The sequence below is a fragment of the Arthrospira sp. PCC 8006 genome (genome assembly GCF_046480465.1).
GTDB classification, from domain to species: Bacteria; Cyanobacteriota; Cyanobacteriia; order Cyanobacteriales; family Microcoleaceae; genus Limnospira; species Limnospira platensis.
In genome coordinates, this window is record NZ_PKGG01000008.1 from 1 (window position 1) to 26,084 (window position 26,084).

A 26,084-nucleotide genomic window follows, 5' to 3' on the forward strand; every position below is an offset into this window, starting at 1 on the left:
CTTCCCAGTTTTCTCCCCCTGATACTCAACCCTATATAGACGCAATTATTAACCCTGGCGATCTGCTCTATATACCCCGTGGACATTGGCATTATGCTATAGCAATTGATGAACCTTCTTTGCATTTAACCCTGGGAATTGACTGTCAAACTGGTATTGATTTTAGTGATTGGTTAACCAGTCAATTGCAACAACATCCACAATGGCGCAAAAATTTACCTGTGTTAAATAAATCCCATCGAGAAAACTGCCGCCACCACCTACAAAACCTAGTCCAAAACTGGCTAGAGATATTGGAGTCAGAGGATTTAATTAATCGCTACTTAGATGAACAACTTTTACAAGGACAACCTGACTTACAATTAGGCTTTCCCAGTCAAATTGGCTATGATATCTTCCCCCAAGGTAAGCAGACTAAATTCTATCGTCCTCAGCAACCCGTCGATATTACTCAATTAACTCCCACGGGTAAATTTGAAATTAAAACTGGGGGTAAGAAAATATCTCTGATCGGACTTGACCAAGATATATTAGAGAAAATTTTTACATCCACAGAATTTAGTGGCTTAGACATACAACAATGGTTACAAGATTTTGACTGGGATACAGAAATTGTTCCCCTACTGTCGCGTTTGGTTAAAGCTGGAATTTTGCTGGTTATCTCCCATCCATAAACGGCGTTTATTAATCACAGCTTTTAGGTTGAAAAGCTATTATATATGTCGGCACATTTTCCCATGATAATATAATAGAGCAAGTCGGTTAGTTTGTCAAGAGGAAATCATCAGAAATTTGGGGAGGATAAACGTGATCAATTTCGGCGACCAACCAAGAACCAAAAGTTGCCAAAAAATCGACAATTTGCTGGGGTGAATCAAGGGGATTAATTGACCAATTTAAGGCTTGATACATGAGTGTTTGTTGTGCGGGATAATATTCGGAAAAAATCTGATAACAAGGATATAAATCACGGGTATAACATTGATGACGTTCCATGACGATTTCTAAGCCAGACCGGAGGATCCTTTTCAGAATCCACTGACCGAGTTTATGAACATAAGCAGTTTGTTCATTAGGTGGCTTTTGAGGGGTTGTATATAATAGGTCAAAACTGACTTCCTGGATATCTTCGGACAAATCAAAAGCATGACTAACCGCATCGATATCAGGCTTAAACTTTGGCAATTCTGGGGATATATCTTGTCCGTAAACACAGGCGGCTTGAGTGACAATTAGCATTCGCAAACCCCCATAACCATAATCCTCAAAATCCCGTAAGCGATCGCCTGAAATAGGTGACAATTCGACTCCCTTACAGAAGGGATATTTTTGGCTAACTTGCTGATTAAAAGCATCAAACCAAGCGCGATCGCAGTGTTTATAATTCCCGGAAACGACGGCGAAACTATCAACATCAGAAATCAAGGGAATAGCTTGTCCTACGGCGACCGATCCGCGAATATAAATGCTATGAACTTGGTCATACCAATGATTAAGATAAGCTGTGACAATTTCATCAACTAGCGATCGCCAAGGTTCCACAATTTTGTCAATATTAGCTTTCCGAATAATAAAGCCTTGTTCATCAACTCCCAAAACCGAGCCAATTTGAGCAATTTTAGCCATAGTTAAATCATCCCGTCGTTAGAGTTAATATTATCACCCAAGTTAATCATAACTGTAATGCTGATCACCAATTAGCTGCTGTCATTTTTTGGTCATATTTGCAGTTTACTATGTAGGGGAGTGCAGTCACCATCAAACTTTATGAAAGCAACTATTACAGCCTTACTAACTTCCGCACTATTAACTATAGGCGTTCCAGCCGCGAATGCACAAGTTTCTATTCAAAATTTACAGCGTCATTCAGGAGTTACTATATCTGGTACAATTCGCAGTGTGGTAGGTAATGACTTTATCTTAGACGACGGAACCGGACAAATTATTGTTGATGCTGGACCCATGCGCCATCATCAACTGAATTTACAACCCGGAGAACAGGTCACAGTCACAGGTAAATATGATGACTATGACTTTGATGCTTTCACTATTACTCGCAGTAATGGCGAAGTGATTTTTATTCGCGATCCACAGGGTCCCCCACCTTGGTCAGGTGGTTACAGAAGACGAAATTCTGCTTCCCAAAACTCTCGATAACAGCAGTTCATAAGCATTAATTACCGTCAATTCCTGTCCTCTCCCTCACCGGAAGGGGATGGCTTGACATGGCTGCCAAAATTTAGCTATTAATATAATAACTATATATAGTCTATTTTGGTATAAGTACAAATGCGGATTTTATTGGTAGAAGACGACCCAGAACAACGGGAGCCAATTCATGCAGCTTTAACTCGTTATGGACATATTGTTGATGGGGTAGAAGATGGCACAACCGCCTTGTGGTTAATGAATGAAACTGACTATGATCTGTTGATTTTAGATTGGATGTTACCGGGAGAAGATGGTATTATTTTATGTGAAAATTATCGCCAAATGGGGAAAAAATCACCAGTGTTAATGCTGACAGCTAAAGATACGACGGCTGATAAAGTTATGGGACTGGACGCTGGCGCAGATGATTATTTAGTTAAACCAGTAGACTTACAAGAATTGTTAGCTAGAATTAGAGCTTTAAGAAGGCGATCGCCTCTTTGGGTGGGGGATATCTTAGCAGTACAAGGATTATCATTAAATCTCGATACTATGATTTTAACATGGGGTAATGATAGCTTAAAGCTGAAAAGCCGCGACTTTCAACTATTAGAATATATGATGCGTCATCCCCACCAAGTTCTCACTCATAATCAAATAGAACAAGCACTCTGGGAATGGGGAGAAGAACCGGAAAGCAATGCGGTAGTAGCGAGAGTTAAACGACTCCGCAAAACCCTGACAGCCATAGAAGTTGACAGTTGGATTAAAACTGTTTATGGCATGGGTTATCGCCTCGAACCTCCGAATAATTAAACATTACAAATATCTATGGTTAAGCTAATTAATAAACTCCAAAAACGTTGGATATCTCTACCGATTAGATGGCGAGGTACGGCAATTATAGCGATTCCAGTGAGTTTTTTATTGGTAGTATTATTAGCTTTTTCTTGGTTAAAATTTAACATAATTGAAGACGAGGCTTGGGTACAACATACCCAGAATGTTAGATTAGAAACTAAACAACTTTTAAACGCTTTACTTGATGCAGAAACTGGAGTGAGAGGATATGGACTGACTCAACGAGATGAGTTTTTAGAGCGTTATCATCATGCTCAAAGTATAATTCCTCGAGTTTTAGACACTTTACAAGATTTGGTACAAGACAATGCTGAACAATTGGAATACTTAGAAGATGTCAGGTTTTATATTGATGAAAATATCGCTAATTTTGAACAAAAACTCATCCTCCAACAAGAATTAATTAGGATTCGCGGACAAAATGATACTTTAGTACCCATCGAGTCTTTATATGATTGGCTGGCTAAAGGTCAAGAAACGATGAATCAAGCACGTCAAGCTATTGATATCTTTGCTGAAAATGAAGAAAAACTACTAATTGAACGCATCCAACATCGAGATGAATATCGACAATTAACCTGGATTTTCCTAGGTTTTTCTGGGGTGATTAGTGCGATCGCTACTATGTTCACTATTCATCTGTTTTATCAATTAGAACAAGAATTGTCCCAGCGTCAGATTAACTTAAAAATCACTAATCAACGGTTAGAAAATGTCTGTGACCAACTGCAAAGATTTACTGCTAATGCTTCCCATGAATTAAGAGCGCCTTTAGCGGCTGTATTAAGTAATGGTCAGGTGGCTTTACTAGAATTAGAGGATTTGGATGAAATCCCCCCATCATTGCATCGAAGACTAGAAAACATTGTCAAAACTACTAAACAGATGAGTTCCTTAGTCAGTGATTTATTATTTCTCGCGAGACATGAAGGCTTACTAGCGCCTGAGTCTATACAAAAACTTGATTTAACTCAACTGATATTCCCGATCGCTTCGGAGTGGATAACTCCCCTGAAAAGTCAATCCTTAGAATTAATAACTAACCTACCATTAACCCCCATTTGGGTATTAGCCGATCGCAGTTTGTTAAAACAAGTGATCACCAACCTTCTCAGCAACGCCGGTCGCTACACTCCCCCCGGAGGAATGATTAAAATTAACTTGCACAACTCGGAAAAATATGCTATATTGGAAGTAGAAGACACTGGAATTGGCATTGCTGCTGAAGCATTGCCCCATGTGTTTGAGCGATTTTATCGAGCGGATCTAAAGCGTTCTAAAGCCTCTGGTGGTTGGGGGTTAGGATTGGCGATCGCCCAACAAATTGTCAAAGCTCATGGGGGCGAAATTAACGTAGCTAGTACCCTAAACAAAGGTACTAAATTTACGATAAAATTGCCCCTGATTCACTAATTGAGTAACTCCTAAGACTTCAAGCCAGGTAAACCCCAACTCTGAACCACCTTAGCGATCGCATCCCTGGTCGCCTCGGCTCCAAAACCCCAAGCCATGAGAGTAAAATAGTCCCGAGAAGGGTTAGCGCCAAAAGTCGAATTAGCCACATATAACTCAGTAAAACCGGCTCCGGCTAACAGCACCACCGCCAACGCATAACTGGTCCAAACAAAGGCTCTAATCCGCAAATTAGCCGAGGCTGCTTGTTCACTCCAAGAAGCGTTGTAATGAGTAGCCGGAGGGAGAGCCACTAAAGACAAACCGGACATAAACCCTAATCCCTTAGAAACTAAATCTGACTCAGCCAGACTTTGTTCATCGACCTGAACTTTGAGCTGTTCTAACTGACGACCGACAGTTTCATCTTTTTGTAACTCCATGGGGGTTAAACGGTCAACCTGGCGATCGAGTTGGCGAATAATTGCAGCCAGAGGTTTTTGGTCATCATCACTTTCAACGGGGAGGCGTTTTTGTAGTTCCTCAATATCCTTTTTTAAAGGAGCATAACTGTTAATTTGTTTGGCGATCTCCTCCAACTTCTGACGCAATTGAGGCGGACCTTCCAACTCTGGCGCAGTGTTCAGAGCATCATCTAAATCCCAAGTTACCATCCGCACAAAGGTAGTGGTAGCATCATAATCCTCTAACTTCTGTTTGAGGCGATCGCTATATTCAAACTGCGCCAACCAATCAGACCTTCCCATCACCCAACGCCGCCAAGTTCCCTCAGCGCGATCAATAATCAGCGCCGCTTCTTCCCAGCGTTCCCCCTGAAGTTCCATCTTCACTTCAACTAAATAAGCATTGATGCGACCCTTAAACTCCTTAGCCTTATCGATATCTGGATCTTCTTCCATCTGAGCATAAAGCTGTCCTACCCGCATCAAAATCTGATCTCTCGGTCGTCCTTCGTCGCGATAAGCAGAGATGACAATTCCTAATCCTGTCCCAAATACCAGCATTACCAGGGGTAAAAACCAATGGTCTTTAACCCTTAACGTCACCGGAATCGCCAGTTGTCCCCCAGAGTAACTTAGCCGCACAGTTCCCACAAATTCACCACTATCAGGAGCCTGGCGTAAGTTAAACACCACGGGTACAATCACCTCATTCGCCTTACCCAGAATTGGCTGCATTTCCCCAGCGGCGATCGCCTCCCCAGGAAACACCGACACCCCATTAGTTCCACTGAGGTCAAACGGAAGCACCTGTAAATCTCTGACGGCGCTATCGGTTCTAATGTAAAGCTGGCGGACTTGTTTTGATGTGCGATCGCCAGCAATGGTCAATTGCTCCGGTTCTACAGTCTGAGCGATCGCCACATCTCCCGTCAACAAGGCTATGGCGGGAATTAGACAACTAGCCAAAACAGATTTAAACGACTTCATCCTAGATTACCCTCCAGCGTCCATAAATCAATATCCAGCTTTTCGATTAAACCTTCTGTATTTTCCCGGAATGTTTTAATATGATCCGCCGCCATGTGTTGTTCCCACAACAAACGACTTTCCCAGTTCTCATAAAACAAAAATAAAGTCGGATCATCAATCGACCGATGTAAATCATAATTGAGACATCCACTTTCAGCTAAAGTCAGCGGAATGAGTTTCCGTAACTCCTGATGAACTTTCTCTTGTACTCCGGCTTTAGCTTTGATTCTCGCTACAACTGTTAATTGACTCATGGCCAGCGTCCCCAATCCGTGAACTACCCTACCCTACTTCCTTAGTTTAATTTCCGCAACAACCCATCACCACCATAACTCCCACCATTCCCCTTTCAGGCGATCGCCGATTGAGCCAAAACATAAATGTTAAAAATAGACTTGACGAAAGCACAGATATCACATACAATCAAGAATCGTGATCAAATTGCAGTATAACTGTTGGCGTAAGGATAGCTAACCTATAGGATTTGCCAAGCATAGGCAACTACTTAGTTAGGACTTCTCCTATGACATCAATGGCTCTAAGCTACAGCAGCTTCGCCGAAATTGCCAAGCGCTAACAGTAAACTCGGTCAAACCTGATGCTAGTTTGACCCTGAGCAACAAAATCAACGGATACTGAGTAGATATCTGCTCAAGTCCTAGCGACATCGGGCCGCACTGAGGCTTAGGCTTCAGTCTGGGAACAGCTTAAACAAGTTGATAGCCTGAATATACTTCCAGGCAACCACGCACGTCTATCCTAGCGCCTAAGCCGGAGAGACGGTGGGTTTGTCTGCCCAAAATCGGGTTTAAATTATGATGCCACAAGCATCGTTAACTGGCGGGTTAACCATGATTTAGTCAGTGGAAAATTCCGCCCTATTGTAATGCGTAGAAAAGAGAGGCCAGTTTAAGTGTCTGTAGGTATCCTCGGCACCAAGCTAGGCATGACTCAGGTATTTGACACAGAGACCGGAAAAGCGATTCCCGTCACCGTAGTTCAAGCCGGGCCATGCACAATCACCCAAGTGAAGACCGAAGCCACCGATGGCTATACGGCCATCCAGCTAGGTTATGGTGAAGTTCCTAACAAAACCCGCAAATTAAACACCCGCAAATCCCCAGATAAAGAGGTTAATAAATACCTCAGCCATGCTGAACAGGGACACCTAACCAAATCCAACAGCCCCTTAGTTCGTCACCTTAAAGAATATCGGCTAGAAAGTACCGATAACTTTGAACTAGGTCAGCAAGTCAAGGTAGATGCCTTTGAACCCGGACAAATAGTCGATGTGACAGGCATTAGCATGGGTCGAGGTTTTGCGGGAAACCAAAAACGTAATAACTTCCGACGCGGACCAATGGCTCACGGTTCCAAAAACCACCGCCTACCAGGTTCCATCGGACCCGGAACCACACCAGGCCGCGTTTATCCCGGCAAAAAAATGGCCGGACGTTATGGCGGGAAACAGATTACCACTAGGAAACTGACAATCGTGCGGGTTGACCTAGAAAGGAACCTGTTGCTAATTAAAGGATCAATCCCCGGCAAAACCGGTGGCTTGCTTAATATCAAACCAGCCAACCTGGTGGGTGGCAAGTAGAGAGAAGACAGGGGGAAAAATGGTTGACTGTATAATTCGCAACTGGGACGGGGAAGAAGTCGGACAGACGACCCTGGAACTGAAAGTTGCTAAAGAAGAAAATGCCTCCCACATCGTCCATAGAGCCTTAGTACGTCAGCAGGCAGCAGCTAGACAGGGAACAGCCAGCACTAAAACTCGCTCGGAAGTGCGGGGCGGTGGCCGTAAACCCTGGAGACAAAAAGGAACAGGACGGGCGCGGGCAGGTTCGATTCGTTCTCCACTATGGCGCGGTGGTGGTGTGATCTTTGGGCCGAAGCCGAGAGATTACAGCGTTAAAATGAACCGCAAAGAACGTCGGTTGGCTTTGAGAACGGCGTTTCAGAGTCGGGTAGACGATATCGTGGTGGTGGAAGAATTTGTTACCCAACTGCCACGCCCGAAAACTAAAGACTTGACGGCGGCTTTGGAACGTTGGGGAGTTTCATCATCCGCTAAAGTGCTGCTGGTACTACCTGAAAAACAGGAAAATGTCTATTTGTCGGGTCGGAATGTGGAGAAAATGAGAATTTGTCTGGCAGATAGCTTGAATGTCTATGATGTTCTGGCAGCAGACAAAATAGTAACCACTGCTAATGCCCTGGCGAAAATTCAGGAGGTTTATGGTGACTGAGTTTCAAACCCGTGATTTAGCTGATGTGATCCGACGACCAATTGTAACTGAAAAAGCCACAATTCAAATGGAGCTAAATCAGTTTACTTTTGATGTCGATCCTAGGGCGGATAAACCAACTATTAAAGCGGCAGTTGAACTGCTATTTCCGGTTAAGGTTCTGAGTGTTAATACCCAGAATCCTCCCCGGCGACAACGTAGGGTCGGCCGTTTCGTTGGGTATAAACCCCGCTATAAAAGGGCGATCGTTACCCTCGAAGACGGGGAAGCCTTGAGAAAAGTCCTCTTCCCTGAAGTCTAATGGTGTCGGGTACAACGGGGGTTGGCCGCATTCTGAATACCTATAAAAAAATGCGATCGCTTGCGCCCCTGTGCGTAGCACATATCGGGTACATAGTGACCCACCTTGACCCGGGTAATTCTTGAACACCGACATTACAGCGATCGAGTTTTCTGGCCCTATCCGGAAATCTAGATCTCTAACTTCCACAGAAACAGACAGAGGATCGACTATATGGCAATTCGTTTCTACCGACCTTATACTCCAAGCACACGCCAACATACTGTCTCGGAATTTACAGAAATTACTAGATCCGAGCCAGAAAAATCTCTAACCCTCTCTAAACACCGCCTTAAAGGTCGTAATAATCGCGGTGTCATTACCTGCCGCCATAGGGGTGGTGGACATAAAAAACTATATCGGATTGTTGACTTTCGCCGGGATAAACATAATGTGCCCGCTAAAGTCGCTGAGATTGAATACGACCCCAACCGTAACGCTAGAATTGCCCTACTTAACTATGTGGATGGCGAAAAACGCTATATTCTCCACCCTGTAGGCTTGGCTGTCGGGACGGTGATTGTATCTGGACCTGATGCCCCCATTGAAGTGGGCAACGCCCTACCCCTATCCAAAATTCCCTTGGGAACATCAATCCACAACGTGGAAATGATTCCCGGTAAGGGTGGACAAATGGTAAGAGCAGCCGGAGCCTCCGCTCAGGTTATGGCTAAAGAAGGGGATTATGTCACCCTGAAACTGCCATCGGGTGAACAACGGAAAATCCCCGCCCGTTGCTATGCCACCATTGGACAGGTGGGCAATGTGGATGCCAGAAATATCAGCATTGGTAAGGCTGGACGTAATCGCTGGCTCGGTAAACGTCCCACCGTGCGCGGTAGTGTCATGAACCCGGTTGATCACCCCCACGGTGGTGGTGAAGGACGCGCCCCTATTGGTCGCAGTGGTCCGGTTACGCCTTGGGGTAAACCAGCCCTGGGAGCTAAAACTAGAAACAAGAAAAAACGCAGCACAGCTTTAATTGTCCGCCGCCGTCGGAAATCCTCGAAACGAGGCAAAGGTGGCCGTCAGAGCTAATCAACCGCCGACTAAAGAGCGAATCATTGCAATCCTAAACATATACCATGTCTCGATCGCTAAAAAAAGGTCCATTTGTGGCCGACCATCTGCTGGTCAAAATCGAAAAACTCAACGCTGACAATCGTAAGGAAGTGATCAAAACTTGGTCGCGCTCCTCCACCATTGTTCCCCAAATGGTTGGTCATACTATCGCTGTTCATAACGGCCGTCAGCACGTCCCCGTATTTGTCAATGAACAAATGGTGGGACATAAATTGGGAGAATTTGCTCCCACTCGGACATTCCGGGGTCACGCTAAAAGTGATAAAAAAGCCCGCCGATAAGTGGCGCATCCCTCGCCTGATTGACGGTGGAGTGGCGGCGGGTTCTGCGGTTTTTGACGAAAAAACAGTAGGGGCGGGTTCTTTTGTTAAACCTAATTCCCCACCAGTGTTTTGAAAAACTTGCGAAGGGAGAAAGCGCCCGCATTGTTGACCGACCCCCCCCCACACCTACATCACGCCTGAATCAAGGAGAAACCTATGGCAGTTAGCACTACATCAGAAGTAAAAGCGATCGCTCGTTACATAAGAATGTCCCCCTTGAAAGTCCGGCGGGTACTTGATCAAATTCGCGGACGTAGCTATCGCGAAGCCCTGATTATCCTGGAGTTTATGCCCTACCGCGCCTGTACTCCTGTCTTGAAAGTTCTGCGATCGGCTGTTGCTAACGCTGAACATAACCAGGGTTTAGACCCGGCCACTCTGATCGTTTCCCAAGCCTTCGCCGACGCGGGACCAAGCCTGAAACGCTACCGCCCTCGCGCCCAAGGTCGAGCTTATCCCATTCGCAAACCTACCTGTCACATTACCGTGACAGTCGCCCCTGCGGAATAGGGAATAGGGAAGATTAGCATTACCCATTACCCATTACCTGTCGTACAGACTAAATTATTAAGCTGCTATGGGACAAAAAATACATCCAATTGGTTTCCGCCTTGGAGTTACCCAAGAACACAAATCTCGCTGGTTTGCTGATGCTGGTCAGTATCCGCAACTTTTGCAGGAAGACTACACTATCCGTCAGTACATTCAGAAAAATCTCAGCAATGCTGGCATCTCAGATGTTCGCATTGAACGCAAAGCTGATCAAATTGACCTGGAAGTGCTAACCGCTAGACCAGGTGTGGTCGTTGGCCGTGGTGGTACCGGAATTGACTCCCTCCGCCAAGGACTTCAGAAAGAACTCGGCAGTAATCGCCAGATCCGCATTAACGTTGTGGAAGTGTCCCGCGTTGATGCCGATGCTACCCTCATTGCTGAAAATATCGCAGCCCAACTTGAAAAACGGGTTTCCTTCCGTAGAGTTGTCCGCCAAGCTATTACTCGCGCCCAAAAAGCTGGCATTGAAGGCATTAAAATCCAGGTCAGTGGCCGCTTAAACGGAGCGGAAATTGCTCGGACTGAGTGGACCCGTGAAGGTCGTGTTCCCCTACACACCTTACGAGCTGATATTGACTATGCCTATTGCACCGCTCTCACTATTTACGGCATCCTCGGTGTCAAAGTTTGGGTGTTTAAGGGAGAAATTATTCCCGGTCAGGAAGAAACCCCCGCACCTAATACAAGAGCGCCGAAAAGCCGCCGTACACCCAGACGGCAAAAGTATGATGACCGCTCTAGTGATACATAAAAAGTTCTAGTAGGCGCGATCTGGGTAGGTTGATAACCCACACCCTAAGACTTATCTCCCTGTCGGGTAGCCCTCTGTCCCATTAACTCCACTCACTACTATTTGCGATCATGTTAAGCCCAAGAAGAACTAAATTCCGCAAACAACAGCGGGGTCGAATGCGGGGTCAGGCAACTCGCGGCAACAATATCAACTTTGGTGATTTTGCCCTACAAGCCCTTGAACCCTCTTGGATTACCTCCCGCCAAATTGAAGCAGCCCGTCGGGCAATGACTCGTTATATTCGCCGGGGTGGGAAAATCTGGATTCGTGTATTCCCTGATAAACCTGTCACTATGCGTCCCGCAGAAACCCGTATGGGTTCCGGTAAAGGTGCCCCAGAATACTGGGTCGCTGTTGTCAAACCTGGACGCATCATGTTTGAAATTGCCGGTGTTTCTGAAGAGGTCGCCCGCGAAGCTATGCGCCTAGCCTCCTTTAAACTCCCGATTAAAACTAAGTTTCTCACACGGGAAGATTCACAATCCTAGTAAGGTCTGGCTCGGCTCCTGCCTCTACTAATCACATTAACCCGCAAAACTGCCCGCTAATTGTACCGAGGAAATAATTATGGCTCTTCCTAAAATTGAAGATGCCCGACAGTTAAATGATGATGACCTGTCTGAGCAAATCCTGGAAATTAAAAAACAACTCGCTAATCTGCGCCTCCTGAAAGCTACAGGACGCTTGGAAAAACCTCATGAAATTAGACACACCCGACATCGATTATCACAGTTACTGACCGTGGAAAAGGAACGACAACTCAAAAATCAGAATCCGGCTTAGTTATCCCTAATTCCTAAGTAGATTCGATCGCCCTTGTTTATGACTCTTAATAGAGCCTTTCTCATGTATCAGCAACAATCATTGATCTTTCATTTCTCACAATCATGGCAGTTAAAGAAAGAGTTGGCGTAGTCGTCAGCAATAAAATGCAAAAAACTGTGGTGGTAGCTATTGAAAACCGCTCCCCTCACCCTAAATATGGAAAAATTGTGGTGAATACCAAACGGTATAAAGCCCACGATGAGGAAAATACTTGTCAAGAAGGCGATCGGGTTCGGATTCGGGAAACCCGCCCCCTGAGTCGCACTAAACGCTGGAACGTAGTTGAAATTATCAACAAAAATAACCAGTAATTCTCACCGGTTTCTGTTTATCTTGAACCCCAAATTACGCTTACAGAGACAATACCATGATTCAACAGCAGTCCATACTTAATGTGGCAGATAACAGCGGCGCACGCAAACTTATGTGTATCCGCGTCCTGGGTGGGGGGAATCGTCGCTACGGCACTATTGGTGATGTGATCATCGCTGTCGTTAAAGATGCAATTCCCAACATGGCCGTCAAAAAATCCGATGTCGTTCGAGCTGTGATTGTTCGCAGTCGCCAAGGACTACGCCGAGATAGCGGTATGAGTATTCGCTTTGACGATAATGCAGCCGTGATCATTAACCAGGATGGCAACCCCAGGGGAACCCGTGTATTTGGACCTGTAGCACGGGAACTGCGGGACAAAAATTTCACCAAAATTGTTTCCCTTGCACCGGAGGTACTCTAAACTATGCCCAAGCGTCAGCGCAAATTGGCTCCGCCCCGGGGCTACAAAATGCACGTCAAAAAAGGGGATACTGTTCAGGTAATTGCTGGACGAGATAAAGGAAAAGTTGGAGAGGTGATATCCACTTTACCTAAATTAAGTAAAGTGGTTGTCAGAGATGTTAATGTCCGTACCAAGCACGTTAAACCTCAACAAGAGGGTGAGGGCGGCAGTATTGTCAACTTTGAAGCTCCTATTCACAGTTCTAATGTGATGCTGTATTCGACCAAAGAAAAAGTCGCCAGTCGTGTTTCCTACACCTTTACGGAAGACGGGCGCAAGGTCAGAATGCTCAAAAAAACCGGGGAAGTTATTGATTAATCAATAGCACACTTTCTCCCCCGGGGTAGGTTGAAAAACCGCCCTGACTGGACAGGTGGACTCTGTTAAAAACTCGTTTTTATTATCCCTGACCAAGCCCAGGGAATGTATCTAGGACAGACAGCAACTATGACATCTCCACTCAAAACTACCTATCAGGAAACCATCGTTCCTAAATTGATGGAACAGTTCAAATATGAGAACATCCATCAGGTTCCCAAGGTTGTTAAAGTTACGATTAACCGAGGACTGGGTGAAGCATCCCAAAATGCCAAAGCCCTAGAATCTTCAGTTAATGAATTGGCGATTATTACCGGACAAAAACCAGTAGTGACCCGCGCTAAAAAAGCGATCGCCGGCTTTAAAATCCGTCAAGGAATGCCCGTAGGGGTAATGGTGACACTTCGTTCCGATCGGATGTATGCCTTTATGGAACGTCTAATTCACCTAGCCCTACCTCGCATTCGAGACTTTCGTGGCATTAGTCCCAAAAGTTTTGACGGTCGGGGTAACTACAGTCTGGGAGTCAAAGAACAACTGATCTTCCCTGAAATCGACTACGATCGCATCGATCAAATTCGAGGTCTGGATATTTCAATTGTTACCACAGCCCAGACAGATGAAGAAGGGCGTGCCTTACTTAAAGAAATGGGAATGCCCTTCCGGGAGAACTGAGGCAGTAAAATAACGAGACAACTATGGCGACGAACGACACTATTGCAGATATGTTAACGCGCATCCGCAACTCTTGCATGGCGCGGCATCAAACCACAGAAATTCCATCCACCAAAATGACCCGCAGTATTGCCAAAGTCCTTCAGGATGAAGGCTTTATTGCCAACTTTGAAGAAGCAGGTGCTGGGGTCAAAAAGCATTTAGTGGTTTCACTAAAATACAACACCAAAACCCGCACCCCTACTATCCGCACCCTTAAACGAGTTAGCCGTCCAGGTTTGCGCGTTTACAAAAACCGCAAAGAACTCCCCCGCGTTTTAGGTGGAATTGGAATTGCGATCATTTCTACCTCCCGTGGGGTAATGACCGACCGAGAAGCCCGCCTTCAGGGCTTAGGCGGAGAAGTGCTTTGCTATGTGTGGTAAATCCATTACCCACAGCCACCTATCTCCTGCACCCCTAAACACTGCTCATCGACCATTAAACAAGGATTATGTCTAGAATTGGTAAGCGTCCAATTCCGATTCCCGCCAAAGTTACCCTAACCTTAGACGGCCAAAAAGTCACCGTCAAAGGACCAAAAGGGGAGCTTTCCCGCGTATTACCCAACGAAGTTATCCTCTCCCTCGAAGGAGACACACTAATCGTTAAGCGTCGGGATGAATCCCTCGTCGCCCGTCAGCGTCATGGTCTCTGTCGCACCCTGGTAGCCAACATGGTGGATGGAGTTTCCCAAGGATTTGAACGGCGACTGGAAATCCAAGGCGTGGGATATCGGGCTCAGGTTCAAGGTAAAAACCTGATCTTAAATGTCGGCTACAGCAAACCGGTGGAAATGGTTCCCCCAGAAGGTTGCAGCGTAGCCGTTGAAAATAACACCAATGTCATTGTTAGCGGAATTAATAAAGAACTTGTCGGCAACATGGCCGCTAAAATTCGCGCCGTGCGACCCCCAGAACCCTATAAAGGTAAAGGCATTCGCTACGCCGGAGAACAAGTCAGACGTAAAGCTGGTAAGGCAGGGAAAAAATAGATCATGAAACTTACTCGTAACGATTCCCGTCAGCGCCGTCACCGTCGAGTTCGGCGCAAAGTCCTAGGAACTTCAGAGCGTCCTAGATTGGCTGTGTTTCGCTCTCACAAGCACATCTATGTGCAGGTGATTGACGATAGCCAGCAACATACCTTAGTAGCCGCCTCTACCTTAGACCCCGAAATAACTGCTGACTTGAAAACCGGGGCCACCTGTGATGCTTCTGTTAAAGTTGGTCAACTAATCGCTCAACGCTCCTTATCCAAAGGAATTGAGCGCGTCGTCTTTGACCGGGGAGGTTACATCTATCATGGCCGCGTTAAAGCCTTGGCAGACGCAGCTAGAGAGGCCGGGTTAGAATTTTAATAAGCTGACGGGCAATTTATAATTGCCCTTAACAATCAGGAACTAAAAGTATGGCAGAACAGCAACGTCGGAAAAAAAATACTCGCACCAAAGAAAAAGAATCCGAATGGCAAGAACGGGTCGTTCAAATTCGCCGTGTAACTAAAGTAGTTAAAGGCGGTAAAAAACTGAGCTTCCGTGCCATTGTTATCGTTGGTAACGAAAAAGGTCAGGTTGGTGTCGGTGTCGGAAAAGCAGCAGATGTTATCGGAGCCGTTAAAAAAGGTGTCGCCGATGGCCGCAAAAATGTCGTCGAGATTCCCCTAACCAAATCTAACTCTCTACCTCACCCCGCCAATGGTGTGGGAGGTGGCGCTCAAGTTATTGTTAGACCTGCTGCCCCAGGTACAGGGGTAATCGCTGGGGGAGCTGTCCGCACCGTGCTAGAACTAGCCGGGGTTAAAAACGTTCTAGCTAAACAGCTAGGCTCTAGTAATCCCCTTAATAACGCCCGCGCCACCATTAACGCTTTATCAGGATTGCGGACTCTATCCGATGTGGCCAAAGAACGGGGTATCCCCATCGAACAGCTTTATGCTTAATCTGAATTGGACTATCGGGGCAATTCCTAAATTGCCTCTCACTGATAACCCATTAATTACACTGCACTGAGACAACCATGAGATTACAAGATGCCAAGCCCAAAGCTGGCTCCCAAAAACGTCGCCGTCGCCTTGGTCGTGGGGTTTCTGCCGGACAAGGTGCTAGTTGTGGAAAAGGAATGCGTGGTCAAAAATCGCGTTCCGGTGGCAGCACCCGACCCGGATTTGAAGGAGGTCAAAACCCCCTCTATCGACGACTACCTAAATTAAAAAGCTTTCCTCTGATCAACCGAAAACAGTACACTACCATTAATGTGGGTCGTCTGGATTCTCTGAGTGCCAACAGCGAAGTAACTCTATCCTCTCTAATTGCGGCCGGAATTATTACCACTGACCGTGGACCGCTCAAGATTTTGGGAGATGGAGAACTAAATGTGGCACTTCAGGTTAAAGCAGCAGGCTTCACCCAAAGCGCTCGATCTAAAATTGAAGCAGCCGGGGGAAGTTGTGAAGTCTTAGGAGCCAGAAACACCAGCCCGGAAGGTTAAGCATTAGCTTGCTCTGTACATTCCCAATAGTGTTTTCAAGAGGTAGTCCTTCATGGTCGTCAGTCGAGAAAAAACGCCAACTGCACAGGAAACATTTATGCAGATGGCTCAGGCTGCTGGTTTACGGGGTCGTATTCTCGTAACCATTGGTCTGCTTATTCTAGTCCGTTTGGGCGTGTTCCTGCCTATCCCAGGCATTGATCGGCAAGCATTTAGCCAAAACATTCAAAACACCCCCTTTATCGGTTTTCTGGACCTATTTTCCGGGGGTGGATTTTCAGCCCTGGGTATTTTTGCCCTGGGAATTCTACCCTATATTAACGCCTCCATTATCATGCAATTGATGACGGCGGCTCTCCCCACTTTAGAAGATTTGCAAAAAAATGAAGGGGAAGCCGGACGGCGGAAAATATCCCAAATTACCCGCTATGTGGCTTTGGGGTGGGCGATATTGCAAAGTATTGGTATTGCCATTTGGGTCAGTCCCTTTGCTCAAAATCCCAATCAACCACAGTTCATAGTTATGGCTGAAGTAGTCCTGGCTCTAGCCGCTGGGTCTATGTTTGTCATGTGGGTATCGGAACTGATTACAGAACGGGGTATCGGTAATGGCGCTTCCCTGCTCATTTTTATCAACATTGTGGCAGTTCTACCCCAATCCTTGGGCAGTACCATTGAATTGGCTCAAAGTGGTGATAGCGCTATTGTAGGACGAGTTGTGATCTTGTTATTGATTTTCCTAGCCATGATTGTTGGGATTGTTTTTGTACAAGAGGGAACCCGTCGTATTCCTATTGTTTCGGCTCGCCGCCAAGTGGGTCGCAAACTCTATCGCGAAAAAAGTAGCTATCTGCCTTTGCGTCTAAATCAAGGCGGGGTGATGCCGATTATCTTTGCTTCGGCAGTTTTGATTCTTCCGGCTTCTATCTCCCAGTTTGCTAATAATCCGATTCTGGTACAAATTTCTACTTATCTGAGTCCCGGAGGACCTGCTCCTTGGGTCTATATTGCCTTTTACTTGCTGATGATTCTGTTCTTTAGCTATTTCTACGCTTCTTTAATTATGAATCCCGTAGATATGGCTCAGAACTTGAAGAAAATGGGAGCTAGTATCCCCGGAATTCGTCCAGGTCGCGCCACCAGTGAGTATATTGAGCGGGTTCTGAATCGCTTAACCTTTTTGGGAGCGGTTTTCTTGGGTTTAGTAGCAATTATTCCTACTGTCGTGGAAAGCGCTACCAGAGTTCCTACTTTCCGAGGCTTTGGTGCTACTTCTCTACTGATTCTGGTTGGGGTTGCTATTGATACCGCCAAGCAGGTTCAGACCTATGTAATTTCTCAAAGATATGAAGGGATGGTGAAAAAATAATGCGGGAATTGATTTTTTTGGGGCCGCCTGGTTCGGGAAAGGGAACCCAAGCGGCTCGTATGGCTCAGATTATGAAAATTCCTCACATTTCTACTGGAGAGATTTTGAGGGATCATGTCTCTAAGCAAACTACCCTAGGTCAACAGGCTAAAACCTATATGGATCTGGGTGATTTGGTTCCGGATCAACTGATTTTGGATATGGTGACTCACCGTTTATCAGAGCCTGATGCTGAAACGGGTTGGATTCTCGATGGGTTCCCTCGTAATGTCAGCCAGGCTCAGTTTGTCCAAGAGCATTTGTTGGCGGTTGATGAGAAAACGGGCAAAATTCCAGATAAAGATCACGTCTGGGTCATTAACTTAGAGGTTCCAGATGATGTCATCCTGAAACGATTGCTGGTGCGGGGTCGTGAAGATGACCATGAAGAAACGATTCTGCATCGCCTTCAGGTTTATCGGGAACAGACGGCTCCGTTGATTGAATTTTACAGCAGCCGTAACCAACTGCATCATATCAATGGCGATCGCTCTATGGAAGAAGTAACCGATAGTTTAAAAGAGGTAATTACCAGCTAATTATTGGCATGGAGAATCCAGGTTCACCAATCTGGGAACAAAATCTCCCCCCGGCGGTTCCCATCGTGGCTTAGTCATTTGTGTTGATTTCATAGATGATTACCAGATTTTGATAAGATATGTTAACACGCTCAGGCCCATGCCCGGACGCAATTCTACCTGGTTGGATGATTTTAGTCGCCTACTGGGGGGTTTATTTACCGAATTGAGGAACTAACAGTTTGTCTAAACAAGACTTAATAGAAATGGAAGGAACTGTGACCGAGTCCCTTCCCAACGCCATGTTTAGAGTCGATCTTGACAATGGTTTTAATGTACTAGCACATATTTCGGGTAAAATCCGACGCAACTACATTAAAATTCTACCGGGCGATCGCGTCAAGGTAGAATTAACCCCCTACGATCTCAGCAAAGGTCGGATCACCTATCGACTAAAAAAGAAATAGGTTCCTCTCATCGCTGAATCGCTCCAGGTTGATTTACCTCAATCCTGGCTGAAAATTTTTAGCCTGTGGTATAATTAAGAATTTGTTGTAAACTACTATTAGTAGTTAGTGTCGTTCTATATAGCGTCAGCACCCCCCTGTAAAAATATGACTGTTGAACAGCCATGTTTCCGGGGAACTAAGTTATGGACAATAGTTGAATTTCCTAGGGTATAGGGGGGTCGCTAATCTCAAGCACTCAAACCAAAGAGTTAAAAATCAACAACGGGACTACCTGGGCGTAGGGCGTAGTTGTCAAATAATACTCTGGGGAAAGTACCGCCGACCAGTAACACCATAGTAGCAAACTAACTTTGTGCTGAAAAGAGCCTAAATCAGGCTAACGATAGAAAGATACAGCACCTCTGTCTTTCTTTCCGCGTAGGGCTAGAGCAATTCATGATCCATAAAATTGTAATCGGCCAGCTAAATCTAGTGGTTTCCAAACTCCCATGAGGTTGACATGAAAGTTAGAGCATCAGTGAAGAAAATTTGTGAAAAATGTCGCGTCATTCGCCGTCGAGGGCGAGTGATGGTGATTTGCTCGAATCCCAAACATAAGCAAAGACAAGGATAGTTAGGATGAGGGTAGTAAAGCGCGTCAGATAGCCATAATGACGCATATTCAATTATTATTGATTCTTCTGGCGCACCCTACCCATCTTAACTGTTGATGTCTATTGTACACAGACCGGTAAAAAAGGAAAGTAGCGGGAAACCTAAATCAAGTATCCCGTGAACCCAAGCCAGTGATACCCTCGTCAAAGGAAGTTAATGACTGTTATTATGACCGATCACGGCAGCTCAGTCACTAAGCACTGTAATTAATTTTGGCACAGCACGATTATTAGGGAGAAAAAAACGTGGCACGGATAGCCGGAGTAGACCTTCCACGCGATAAGCGTGTCGAGATTGGTCTGACCTATATCTATGGAATTGGATTATCTCGGTCCAAAGAAATCTTAGCGGAGACAGGTGTCAACCCCGACACCCGAGTTAAGGATTTGAGTGATGCGGACGTAGCAGCTTTACGTTCTGTAATCCAAACCAACTACCAAGTAGAAGGAGACCTGCGACGCTTAGAAGCGATGAGCATTAAGCGTTTGATGGATATTGGTACTTATCGTGGTCGTCGTCACCGAATGGGATTACCGGTTCGGGGTCAGCGGACTAGAACTAATGCCAGAACCAGGCGTGGAGTTCGCCGAACTGTAGCAGGTAAGAAAAAAGCTGCCTCCAAGAAATAGTATATGGAGAGGCTTTGCACGGGCCAACTGTATTAATCAATTATTCAGTAGGCAGTTAATCAACTCAATAGGTCGTTAAAGAGACAACTATGGCGCGACAAACTAAAAAAACTGGACCCAAAAAGCAAAAACGGAATGTCCCCAACGGGGTGGCTTACATTCAGTCTACGTTCAACAACACGATTGTTAGTATTACGGATCAAAACGGGGAAGTAATATCTTGGGCCTCGGCCGGGTCTACAGGATTTAAGGGAGCCAAAAAAGGAACTCCCTTTGCAGCCCAAACGGCGGCTGAAAGTGCTGGCCGTCGAGCGTCCGACCAAGGTATGCGGCAAATTGAAGTAATGGTCAGCGGCCCTGGATCAGGTCGAGAAACAGCAATTAGAGCATTGCAGGGAGCGGGACTAGAAATTACTCTAATTCGTGATGTCACCCCAATTCCTCACAATGGTTGTCGTCCCCCCAAACGTCGTAGGGTGTAAAAAAGCCTGGTGGCGTGCGCCCAAACTAAAGCCGTAACAGGTTTGGAAAAATGAGAAGTTACATCCCCGATACTTTTCATTTTTCATTGGTAATGGGTTAGGTCTAATTTTTGGGGTAAGAGTCGAACGGAGGTCAATCGGTGGCGCAGTTTAAGATTGAGTGTATTGAATCCAATATAAGCACTGACCGTAGTCAGTATGGCAAATTTGTCCTGGGACCGTTAGATCGTGGCCAGGGAATAACCGTTGGAAATGCACTAAGGCGGGTGCTGCTGTCAAATTTAGAAGGGACTGCCATTACGGCGGTCAGAATTGCTGGGGTTAACCACGAATTTGCAACGATTGATGGGGCTCGGGAAGATGTCCTAGAGATCATGCTGAATTTGAAAGAAGCAGTTCTCAAAAGCCATACCCATCAGAAGCAAATTGGCCGTCTCTTGGTGCAAGGTCCAGCAACCGTAACAGTCGGCCATTTCGATTTACCCTCGGAAGTGGAGGTAGTCGATAAAAATCAATATATTGCTACCTTATCCCCGGGGGCAACTCTGGAGATGGAATGTCAGATTGAAAAGGGGACAGGGTATCGAGCGGTTGATAGACATCGGGATGATTCTGCGGCTTTGGATTTTCTCCAAATTGATGCAATTTTCATGCCGGTGCGGAAGGTAAACTACACTGTAGAAGATGCCCGCGATGGCGGATCTTTAGAGAAAGATCGGCTAACGTTGGAAATCTGGACCAGTGGTAGTTTGACTCCCCAAGAAGCTATCAGTCAAGCGGCGGCGATTTTGGTGGACCTATTCGGTGCCCTGAAAGATATCAACCTAGAATCAATTACGAGCGATCAAAGGGATGATATCGATCCTACCAGCCAGATCCCCATTGAGGAGCTACAACTTTCGGTTAGGGCTTATAACTGCCTCAAACGAGCGCAAATCAACTCGGTGGCGGACTTACGAGATTATACGGAGGAAGATCTCCTAGAGATCAAAAATTTCGGTCAAAAGTCTGCTGAAGAGGTGATCGAAGCTCTCCAAAATCGCCTAGGAATTACTTTACCTAAAGAGCGAGCTGCTAAATCTTGAGGCTGGTAGTGCCATAGAGGCTCACGGCTCGGGGTGAGTTGTGAGTGCCTGTTTATGGCTGGTTTCGGAACTAAATCTAAGTAACTTATCTAAATAATTTGTCATGCGTCATCGTTGTCGTATTCATCAACTTGGTAAACCTGCGGACCAGCGAAAAGCTCTTTTGCGATCGCTGACTACTGAACTCATCCGTCACGGTCGGGTAACTACGACTAAAGCACGAGCTAAAGCTGTGCGCTCTGAAGTAGAACGGATGATTACTCTGGCTAAAGATGGCTCCCTAGCCTCTCGCCGCCAAGCGATGGGCTATATCTATGACAAACAACTGGTTCATGCGTTGTTTGAAGGGGCAGCCCAGCGCTATGGCTCCCGTAAAGGGGGATATACTCGCATTGTGCGAACGGTTCCTCGCCGGGGAGATAACTCGGAAATGGCAATCATTGAGCTGGTTTAGAGCGATTGTCAGGGAGTTGGGGACGGGAGCTGAACTCAAGGGAAGGCGGATTGTCGATGACTGATAAACAGCGCATTGCTCTGATTATCCAATACGATGGAACCCACTTCCACGGATGGCAGCGTCAACCCAATCAGCGCACGGTTCAGGAGGACATAGAAACAGCTATTAGCAAGGTGTTAAAGCAGGAGCGTGTCCCCCTCCATGCAGCAGGCCGGACGGACTCTGGAGTTCATGCAGCAGCGCAGGTGGCTCATTTTGATGCCCCAGCCCATATTCCTGCCTATCGGTGGGCAACTATTCTCAATGGCCGATTGCCGGCAGATGTGCTGATTAGGGCATCTGCTCCTGTGCCCAGCGATTGGCACGCCAGGTTTGACGCTCAATGGCGACGCTATCGCTATAGCCTGTACACGGATGCTCGACCTAACTTGTTTATCCGTGAGTTTACCTGGCACTACTATCATCAGCGTTTGGATGAAAGCCTAATGTTGGCAGCTCTTAAACCATTACTGGGCTATCACCATTTATCAGCATTCCAACGAGCTGGTTCTAGTCGCCCCCATGCTTGGGTGGATGTCCAGGATGTGGAATGTTGGCGGAGCGAAGCATTTATTCATATTGAAGTTCAAGCGAGCGGATTTCTGTATGGAATGATGCGATTACTGGTGGGGCTGCTGGTACAGGTGGGGGCTAAGGAGCGATCGCTAGAAAACTTCCAAGATATCTGGGTCAACGAACGTCGGGAAATTGTCAAATCGGCAGCCCCTCCCCAGGGGTTATGCCTGCTACGGGTAGGCTATCCGAATTTCCCCTTTACTCCTGATATCTGGTTCGATACTTTTCCTAAATTTATCCTAGGAAAAACTGAACCACAATCACCATTAACTTAGGAGAACTGCAAGATCATGATGACTAAAACCTATCTGCCGCCGGTTGACTCCATTGAACGCAAATGGTACGTCATTGACGCGGCGGATCAAAGACTGGGCCGCCTGGCTACGGAAATTGCTCAAATCATTCGTGGCAAAAATAAACCCACTTACACCCCCCACATGGATACAGGGGATTTTGTGATCGTGGTTAACGCTGACAAAGTGGCAGTAACTGGCAAAAAAGGGGAGCAAAAAATCTATCGTCGCCACTCGGGTAGACCGGGAGGGATGAAGACAGAGACTTTTGATCAACTGCAAAGCCGAGTCCCGGAACGAATTATTGAGAAAGCAGTTAAGGGAATGCTTCCCAAAAATGCGTTGGGCCGTCAACTATTTACAAAGCTAAAAGTTTATTCGGGTCCAACTCATCCGCATCAGGCCCAAGAACCTGAAGTGCTGAAAATTGACACAATTCCGACAGGAGGTAAATAATGCAGGCTATAGATACAGGTAAAGCAGTTTACTGGGGTACGGGTCGCCGGAAATCAGCGATCGCTCGTGTGCGTTTAGTTCCGGGCAGTGGCCAGGTAATTATTAACGGTCGCGAGGGCGAATTGTATCTGCAATTTAACAGCAGCTATCTTTCGGCGACTAAAGCACCTTTAGAAACTTTAGGGCTAGAAAATGATTACGATGTTCTGGTAAATGTCCAAGGTGGCGGTCTGACAGGTCAAGCTGAGTCGATCCGCTTAGGGGTGGCTCGTGCTTTATGCGAGTTAAGTCCTGATAATCGGCAACCACTGAAAGCAGAAGGCTATCTAACCCGTGATCCTCGTGCTAAAGAGCGGAAAAAATACGGTCTGCGGAAGGCTCGTAAAGCTCCCCAATACTCGAAACGCTAGAGAGTTTTGGCTATCAATCCACCCTCTAAGCGATCGTGTAAACTATCCTAGACAGGGGGTGGTACTATGGCCAATACCCAGGTGAGTGCAGAATCTCAATTGATTAGATTTTGTGACTCGGCTTGTCCGGAGCCAATTATGGCTATAATAGAAAGAAAGTAAAATTTGTTGATTTTGACTTGGTAGCTTAAACCATGCCTAAACCTGATATTCATCCCGAATGGTATCCTGAAGCTGAAGTGATCTGTAACGGCGAAGTCGTTATGAAAGTGGGTTGCACTCAGCCATCACTGCACGTTGATATCTGGTCTGGAATCCACCCATTCTATACTGGAACTCAAAAGATTATTGACACAGAAGGACGAGTGGAACGCTTCCTGCGTAAGTATGGCATGATTGATGAGAGTCAAGCCACAGGAACGGAAGCTGATCAATCTAAAAAATAGCCGGGTTGTTGATTGTTTGTCGTCTGTTGTCCGTAGCTTCTGACTACTGGCAACCGACCGCTTTTTTGTTTCCGGTTTATCCCTAATATTGAGCAGTGTAAAATAAGTTGTAAACCCCCATTAACTAAGGATTTATGTGGCTGGTGTAAATAATCGCCGCCCCGAATTACTGAATATTTACTAATGGGAATAATCAACGGGATTATTTTTATGGTAAAAAACTGCGAACTTTCCGATATTTAACAAAATGTTGCGGAATTCCCCTTCCTCGCTTGCAGGGAGGGGATGAATAGCAACCAATAAACAAACTGAGCGATCGCGAATCCTCGGATGAGCAGCTACAATTTTATCGGCAACAGCAAATAAAGATAATGTATAAGGCATACAAATATCGCATCTACCCAACCGACGACCAAAAAGCATCTCTCGCCAAGGCCTTTGGATGCTGTCGTTGGTATTGGAATTTTGCACTCAACCTATGCCAAGAAACATATCTCAAGACAGGCAAAGGATTATCTCGTGGATATATCCAGGGTCTGTTACCAGGGTTAAAAAAGGAATACCCTTGGCTAACGGATGCCTATTCCCAGTCTTTGCAAGTTGTTGCTCTCAATCTTTCCATTGCCTACAAAAACTTCTTTGAGAAGCGGGCGCAATTGCCCCGTTTCAAGTCAAAGCATGGTCGGCAGTCATTAAGTTATCCCGCCAACGTTAAGTTTGAGGGAGACTATATCAAACTACCTGGGAAGATTGGGCTAGTCTACTGCCATCGTCATCGAGAATTTGAAGGGACAATCAAAACTGTGACTGTCTCCCAAAATTCTGATGGACAATACTATGCTTAGGTATTGGTGGATGATGGGAAAGAAACTCCGAGTCAGTCTACCGAAGGTAAAGCGGTTGGCATTGACGTTGGATTGACTCATTTCGCCATTACCAGTGATGGGTTAAAGTATGATAATCCCCGTCATGGCGACAAACATCACCGTAACCTTAAACGCCAACAACAAAAACTATCCCGCAAGCAAAAGGGTAGTCAGAATAGAACTAAAGCCCAACAAAAAGTAGCTAAGGTTCATGGCAAGACTGCCCGTTGCCGTGAGGACTTTCTACACAAACTATCCCGCCAGATAGTCAACGAAAACCAAGTTATTGCTGTAGAGAATCTGAATGTAAAAGGGATGGTAAGAAACCACAAACTAGCCAAGGCAATTAGTGATGTAGGCTGGGGAATGTTTACCACAATGCTTAAATATAAAGCGGAGTGGGAAGGAAAAACCTATATTGRGGTTGACCGTTTCTTTGCATCCTCTAAAACCTGTCACGTTTGCCTCAACCGAGTAGATAGTTTGTCGTTAGATATTCGTCAATGGCAATGTCAACATTGTGGGACTTTTCATGATCGAGATGTCAACGCGGCACAAAATATCAGAAATGAAGCCTTGCGGATATTGTCGTTGGGAACCAGCGATACTGCCTGTGGAGGGAATGTAAGACAACCTGGCAAAACATCGGTTTTGTTAGATGCAGTTCCCGTTGAATCAGGAAGCCCCATCCTCTAGGGCGGCAGGGTGGGGTAGTTCACTTCGGAAAATTCGCGCTTGAGGGGTTGACAGGGGTGAGGATTAGCGGTAATATATTGACAATACGCTCAATAATGGGATAGTTGCAAAAATAAAAAAAGTGCAACCATCCGATTATATTAAAATAGTACCGCAACTGCACCGAAAAAGCCACCCCTCCCCCAAAAAAAGCGAAAATTTTAACATTTCTTAAAATTTCGTTACAAAA

General features: G+C 45.8%; 39 protein-coding genes and 1 pseudogene. 36 read left to right on the forward strand and 4 right to left on the reverse strand.

Annotated features, from left to right (window positions below; translation table 11 throughout):
* Positions 1–674: JmjC domain-containing protein (locus B9T16_RS02425; RefSeq protein WP_410244039.1), on the forward strand; the 674-nt coding region annotated here is incomplete at its 5' end.
* 88 nt (positions 675–762) lie between these two features.
* On the opposite strand, the gene B9T16_RS02430 is transcribed toward B9T16_RS02425, so the two are convergent.
* Complete coding sequence (locus B9T16_RS02430; RefSeq protein WP_410244040.1) at positions 763–1,626, reverse strand: nucleotidyltransferase; 864 nt, start codon at positions 1,624–1,626, stop codon at positions 763–765.
* A 141-nt stretch (positions 1,627–1,767) separates the two neighbouring features.
* Here B9T16_RS02430 and B9T16_RS02435 point away from each other — a divergent pair, with 141 nt between their 5' ends.
* From B9T16_RS02435 to B9T16_RS02445, 3 genes are all read left to right on the forward strand, one after another.
* Positions 1,768–2,157 carry a NirD/YgiW/YdeI family stress tolerance protein gene (locus tag B9T16_RS02435; RefSeq protein ID WP_410244041.1) on the forward strand — a complete coding sequence of 130 codons (390 nt, stop codon included), beginning with the start codon at positions 1,768–1,770 and terminating at the stop codon, positions 2,155–2,157.
* Between the two features lie 132 nt (positions 2,158–2,289).
* On the forward strand, positions 2,290–2,967 hold the full coding sequence (rppA, locus tag B9T16_RS02440) for a two-component system response regulator RppA (RefSeq protein ID WP_410244042.1): 678 nt from the start codon (positions 2,290–2,292) through the stop codon (positions 2,965–2,967).
* A 15-nt stretch (positions 2,968–2,982) separates the two neighbouring features.
* Positions 2,983–4,425, forward strand: a complete 1,443-nt coding sequence (locus tag B9T16_RS02445; protein WP_410244043.1) for a sensor histidine kinase — start codon at positions 2,983–2,985, stop codon at positions 4,423–4,425.
* An 11-nt stretch (positions 4,426–4,436) separates the two neighbouring features.
* Here the strand turns inward: B9T16_RS02445 and B9T16_RS02450 are convergent, their stop codons facing one another.
* Both B9T16_RS02450 and B9T16_RS02455 read right to left on the reverse strand, forming a co-directional pair.
* Positions 4,437–5,855, reverse strand: coding sequence for a hypothetical protein (locus B9T16_RS02450; RefSeq protein ID WP_006617597.1), 1,419 nt, complete (start codon positions 5,853–5,855; stop codon positions 4,437–4,439).
* Positions 5,852–6,151: a putative quinol monooxygenase gene (locus B9T16_RS02455; RefSeq protein ID WP_006617596.1), complete on the reverse strand. Its 300-nt coding sequence runs from the start codon at positions 6,149–6,151 to the stop codon at positions 5,852–5,854. The genes B9T16_RS02450 and B9T16_RS02455 overlap by 4 nt, the downstream gene beginning before the upstream one ends.
* Positions 6,152–6,810: 659 nt before the next feature.
* Here B9T16_RS02455 and rplC point away from each other — a divergent pair.
* From rplC to rpmE, 31 genes are all read left to right on the forward strand, one after another.
* A complete protein-coding gene (rplC, locus tag B9T16_RS02460) occupies positions 6,811–7,500 on the forward strand; it encodes a 50S ribosomal protein L3 (RefSeq protein ID WP_006617595.1) in 690 nt (229 codons plus the stop codon).
* Between the two features lie 19 nt (positions 7,501–7,519).
* On the forward strand, positions 7,520–8,152 hold the full coding sequence (gene rplD / locus B9T16_RS02465; RefSeq protein WP_006617594.1) for a 50S ribosomal protein L4: 633 nt from the start codon (positions 7,520–7,522) through the stop codon (positions 8,150–8,152).
* Entirely contained in the window at positions 8,142–8,453 is a 312-nt protein-coding gene (locus tag B9T16_RS02470) for a 50S ribosomal protein L23 (RefSeq protein ID WP_014275227.1), read from the forward strand. Before rplD ends, B9T16_RS02470 begins: the two co-directional genes overlap by 11 nt.
* 213 nt (positions 8,454–8,666) lie before the next feature.
* Complete coding sequence (gene rplB, locus B9T16_RS02475) at positions 8,667–9,530, forward strand: 50S ribosomal protein L2 (RefSeq protein WP_006617592.1); 864 nt, start codon at positions 8,667–8,669, stop codon at positions 9,528–9,530.
* Positions 9,531–9,577: 47 nt separating this feature from the next.
* Complete coding sequence (rpsS, locus tag B9T16_RS02480; RefSeq protein WP_006617591.1) at positions 9,578–9,856, forward strand: 30S ribosomal protein S19; 279 nt, start codon at positions 9,578–9,580, stop codon at positions 9,854–9,856.
* The gene (locus B9T16_RS02485) at positions 9,834–9,971 is read left to right on the forward strand and encodes a hypothetical protein (protein ID WP_157888690.1); all 138 of its coding nucleotides are present in this window, start codon (positions 9,834–9,836) and stop codon (positions 9,969–9,971) included. The genes rpsS and B9T16_RS02485 overlap by 23 nt, the downstream gene beginning before the upstream one ends.
* An 83-nt stretch (positions 9,972–10,054) precedes the next feature.
* On the forward strand, positions 10,055–10,408 hold the full coding sequence (gene rplV / locus B9T16_RS02490) for a 50S ribosomal protein L22 (protein WP_006618095.1): 354 nt from the start codon (positions 10,055–10,057) through the stop codon (positions 10,406–10,408).
* Between the two features lie 67 nt (positions 10,409–10,475).
* Entirely contained in the window at positions 10,476–11,204 is a 729-nt protein-coding gene (rpsC, locus tag B9T16_RS02495) for a 30S ribosomal protein S3 (protein WP_006618094.1), read from the forward strand.
* A gap of 110 nt (positions 11,205–11,314) precedes the next feature.
* Positions 11,315–11,734, forward strand: a complete 420-nt coding sequence (gene rplP / locus B9T16_RS02500) for a 50S ribosomal protein L16 (protein WP_006618093.1) — start codon at positions 11,315–11,317, stop codon at positions 11,732–11,734.
* 79 nt (positions 11,735–11,813) lie between these two features.
* A complete protein-coding gene (rpmC, locus tag B9T16_RS02505) occupies positions 11,814–12,029 on the forward strand; it encodes a 50S ribosomal protein L29 (protein WP_006618092.1) in 216 nt (71 codons plus the stop codon).
* A gap of 104 nt (positions 12,030–12,133) precedes the next feature.
* Positions 12,134–12,382, forward strand: a complete 249-nt coding sequence (gene rpsQ / locus B9T16_RS02510; RefSeq protein WP_317270163.1) for a 30S ribosomal protein S17 — start codon at positions 12,134–12,136, stop codon at positions 12,380–12,382.
* A 56-nt stretch (positions 12,383–12,438) separates the two neighbouring features.
* A complete protein-coding gene (gene rplN, locus B9T16_RS02515) occupies positions 12,439–12,807 on the forward strand; it encodes a 50S ribosomal protein L14 (RefSeq protein WP_006621334.1) in 369 nt (122 codons plus the stop codon).
* Between the two features lie 3 nt (positions 12,808–12,810).
* The gene (rplX, locus tag B9T16_RS02520) at positions 12,811–13,167 is read left to right on the forward strand and encodes a 50S ribosomal protein L24 (RefSeq protein ID WP_006618089.1); all 357 of its coding nucleotides are present in this window, start codon (positions 12,811–12,813) and stop codon (positions 13,165–13,167) included.
* 129 nt (positions 13,168–13,296) lie between these two features.
* Positions 13,297–13,842 (forward strand): 50S ribosomal protein L5, encoded by a 546-nt coding sequence (gene rplE, locus B9T16_RS02525; protein WP_006618088.1) that lies wholly within the window; start codon positions 13,297–13,299, stop codon positions 13,840–13,842.
* Positions 13,843–13,865: 23 nt separating this feature from the next.
* Entirely contained in the window at positions 13,866–14,267 is a 402-nt protein-coding gene (gene rpsH, locus B9T16_RS02530) for a 30S ribosomal protein S8 (RefSeq protein WP_006618087.1), read from the forward strand.
* Between the two features lie 68 nt (positions 14,268–14,335).
* Complete coding sequence (gene rplF / locus B9T16_RS02535; RefSeq protein WP_006618086.1) at positions 14,336–14,875, forward strand: 50S ribosomal protein L6; 540 nt, start codon at positions 14,336–14,338, stop codon at positions 14,873–14,875.
* 3 nt (positions 14,876–14,878) lie between these two features.
* Positions 14,879–15,241: a 50S ribosomal protein L18 gene (gene rplR / locus B9T16_RS02540; RefSeq protein ID WP_006618085.1), complete on the forward strand. Its 363-nt coding sequence runs from the start codon at positions 14,879–14,881 to the stop codon at positions 15,239–15,241.
* A gap of 50 nt (positions 15,242–15,291) precedes the next feature.
* Positions 15,292–15,822 carry a 30S ribosomal protein S5 gene (gene rpsE, locus B9T16_RS02545; RefSeq protein WP_006618084.1) on the forward strand — a complete coding sequence of 177 codons (531 nt, stop codon included), beginning with the start codon at positions 15,292–15,294 and terminating at the stop codon, positions 15,820–15,822.
* A gap of 77 nt (positions 15,823–15,899) precedes the next feature.
* Entirely contained in the window at positions 15,900–16,370 is a 471-nt protein-coding gene (gene rplO / locus B9T16_RS02550) for a 50S ribosomal protein L15 (protein ID WP_410244044.1), read from the forward strand.
* 52 nt (positions 16,371–16,422) lie between these two features.
* On the forward strand, positions 16,423–17,739 hold the full coding sequence (gene secY, locus B9T16_RS02555; protein ID WP_006618082.1) for a preprotein translocase subunit SecY: 1,317 nt from the start codon (positions 16,423–16,425) through the stop codon (positions 17,737–17,739).
* A complete protein-coding gene (locus B9T16_RS02560; RefSeq protein ID WP_006618081.1) occupies positions 17,739–18,317 on the forward strand; it encodes an adenylate kinase in 579 nt (192 codons plus the stop codon). Before secY ends, B9T16_RS02560 begins: the two co-directional genes overlap by 1 nt.
* A gap of 221 nt (positions 18,318–18,538) precedes the next feature.
* Positions 18,539–18,763, forward strand: a complete 225-nt coding sequence (gene infA, locus B9T16_RS02565; RefSeq protein ID WP_006618080.1) for a translation initiation factor IF-1 — start codon at positions 18,539–18,541, stop codon at positions 18,761–18,763.
* Positions 18,764–19,265: 502 nt separating this feature from the next.
* A complete protein-coding gene (gene rpmJ, locus B9T16_RS02570; RefSeq protein ID WP_006618079.1) occupies positions 19,266–19,379 on the forward strand; it encodes a 50S ribosomal protein L36 in 114 nt (37 codons plus the stop codon).
* A 286-nt stretch (positions 19,380–19,665) separates the two neighbouring features.
* Complete coding sequence (rpsM, locus tag B9T16_RS02575; protein ID WP_006618078.1) at positions 19,666–20,049, forward strand: 30S ribosomal protein S13; 384 nt, start codon at positions 19,666–19,668, stop codon at positions 20,047–20,049.
* Positions 20,050–20,138: 89 nt separating this feature from the next.
* A complete protein-coding gene (rpsK, locus tag B9T16_RS02580; RefSeq protein ID WP_006618077.1) occupies positions 20,139–20,531 on the forward strand; it encodes a 30S ribosomal protein S11 in 393 nt (130 codons plus the stop codon).
* A gap of 140 nt (positions 20,532–20,671) precedes the next feature.
* Entirely contained in the window at positions 20,672–21,616 is a 945-nt protein-coding gene (locus tag B9T16_RS02585; RefSeq protein ID WP_006618076.1) for a DNA-directed RNA polymerase subunit alpha, read from the forward strand.
* A 103-nt stretch (positions 21,617–21,719) separates the two neighbouring features.
* Positions 21,720–22,070, forward strand: a complete 351-nt coding sequence (gene rplQ, locus B9T16_RS02590; protein ID WP_006618075.1) for a 50S ribosomal protein L17 — start codon at positions 21,720–21,722, stop codon at positions 22,068–22,070.
* Between the two features lie 56 nt (positions 22,071–22,126).
* Entirely contained in the window at positions 22,127–22,963 is an 837-nt protein-coding gene (truA, locus tag B9T16_RS02595) for a tRNA pseudouridine(38-40) synthase TruA (RefSeq protein ID WP_006618074.1), read from the forward strand.
* A gap of 15 nt (positions 22,964–22,978) precedes the next feature.
* On the forward strand, positions 22,979–23,437 hold the full coding sequence (rplM, locus tag B9T16_RS02600) for a 50S ribosomal protein L13 (protein WP_126277489.1): 459 nt from the start codon (positions 22,979–22,981) through the stop codon (positions 23,435–23,437).
* Positions 23,437–23,847 carry a 30S ribosomal protein S9 gene (rpsI, locus tag B9T16_RS02605; protein ID WP_006618072.1) on the forward strand — a complete coding sequence of 137 codons (411 nt, stop codon included), beginning with the start codon at positions 23,437–23,439 and terminating at the stop codon, positions 23,845–23,847. Before rplM ends, rpsI begins: the two co-directional genes overlap by 1 nt.
* A 194-nt stretch (positions 23,848–24,041) precedes the next feature.
* A complete protein-coding gene (gene rpmE, locus B9T16_RS02610; protein ID WP_006621318.1) occupies positions 24,042–24,293 on the forward strand; it encodes a 50S ribosomal protein L31 in 252 nt (83 codons plus the stop codon).
* 180 nt (positions 24,294–24,473) lie between these two features.
* Here the strand turns inward: rpmE and B9T16_RS02615 are convergent, their stop codons facing one another.
* Positions 24,474–24,677, reverse strand: coding sequence for a hypothetical protein (locus tag B9T16_RS02615; RefSeq protein ID WP_014275231.1), 204 nt, complete (start codon positions 24,675–24,677; stop codon positions 24,474–24,476).
* Here B9T16_RS02615 and B9T16_RS02620 point away from each other — a divergent pair.
* Positions 24,665–25,855, forward strand: a pseudogene (locus tag B9T16_RS02620) (RNA-guided endonuclease InsQ/TnpB family protein). The gene B9T16_RS02615 and the pseudogene B9T16_RS02620 overlap by 13 nt on opposite strands.
* Positions 25,856–26,084 lie beyond the last annotated feature (229 nt).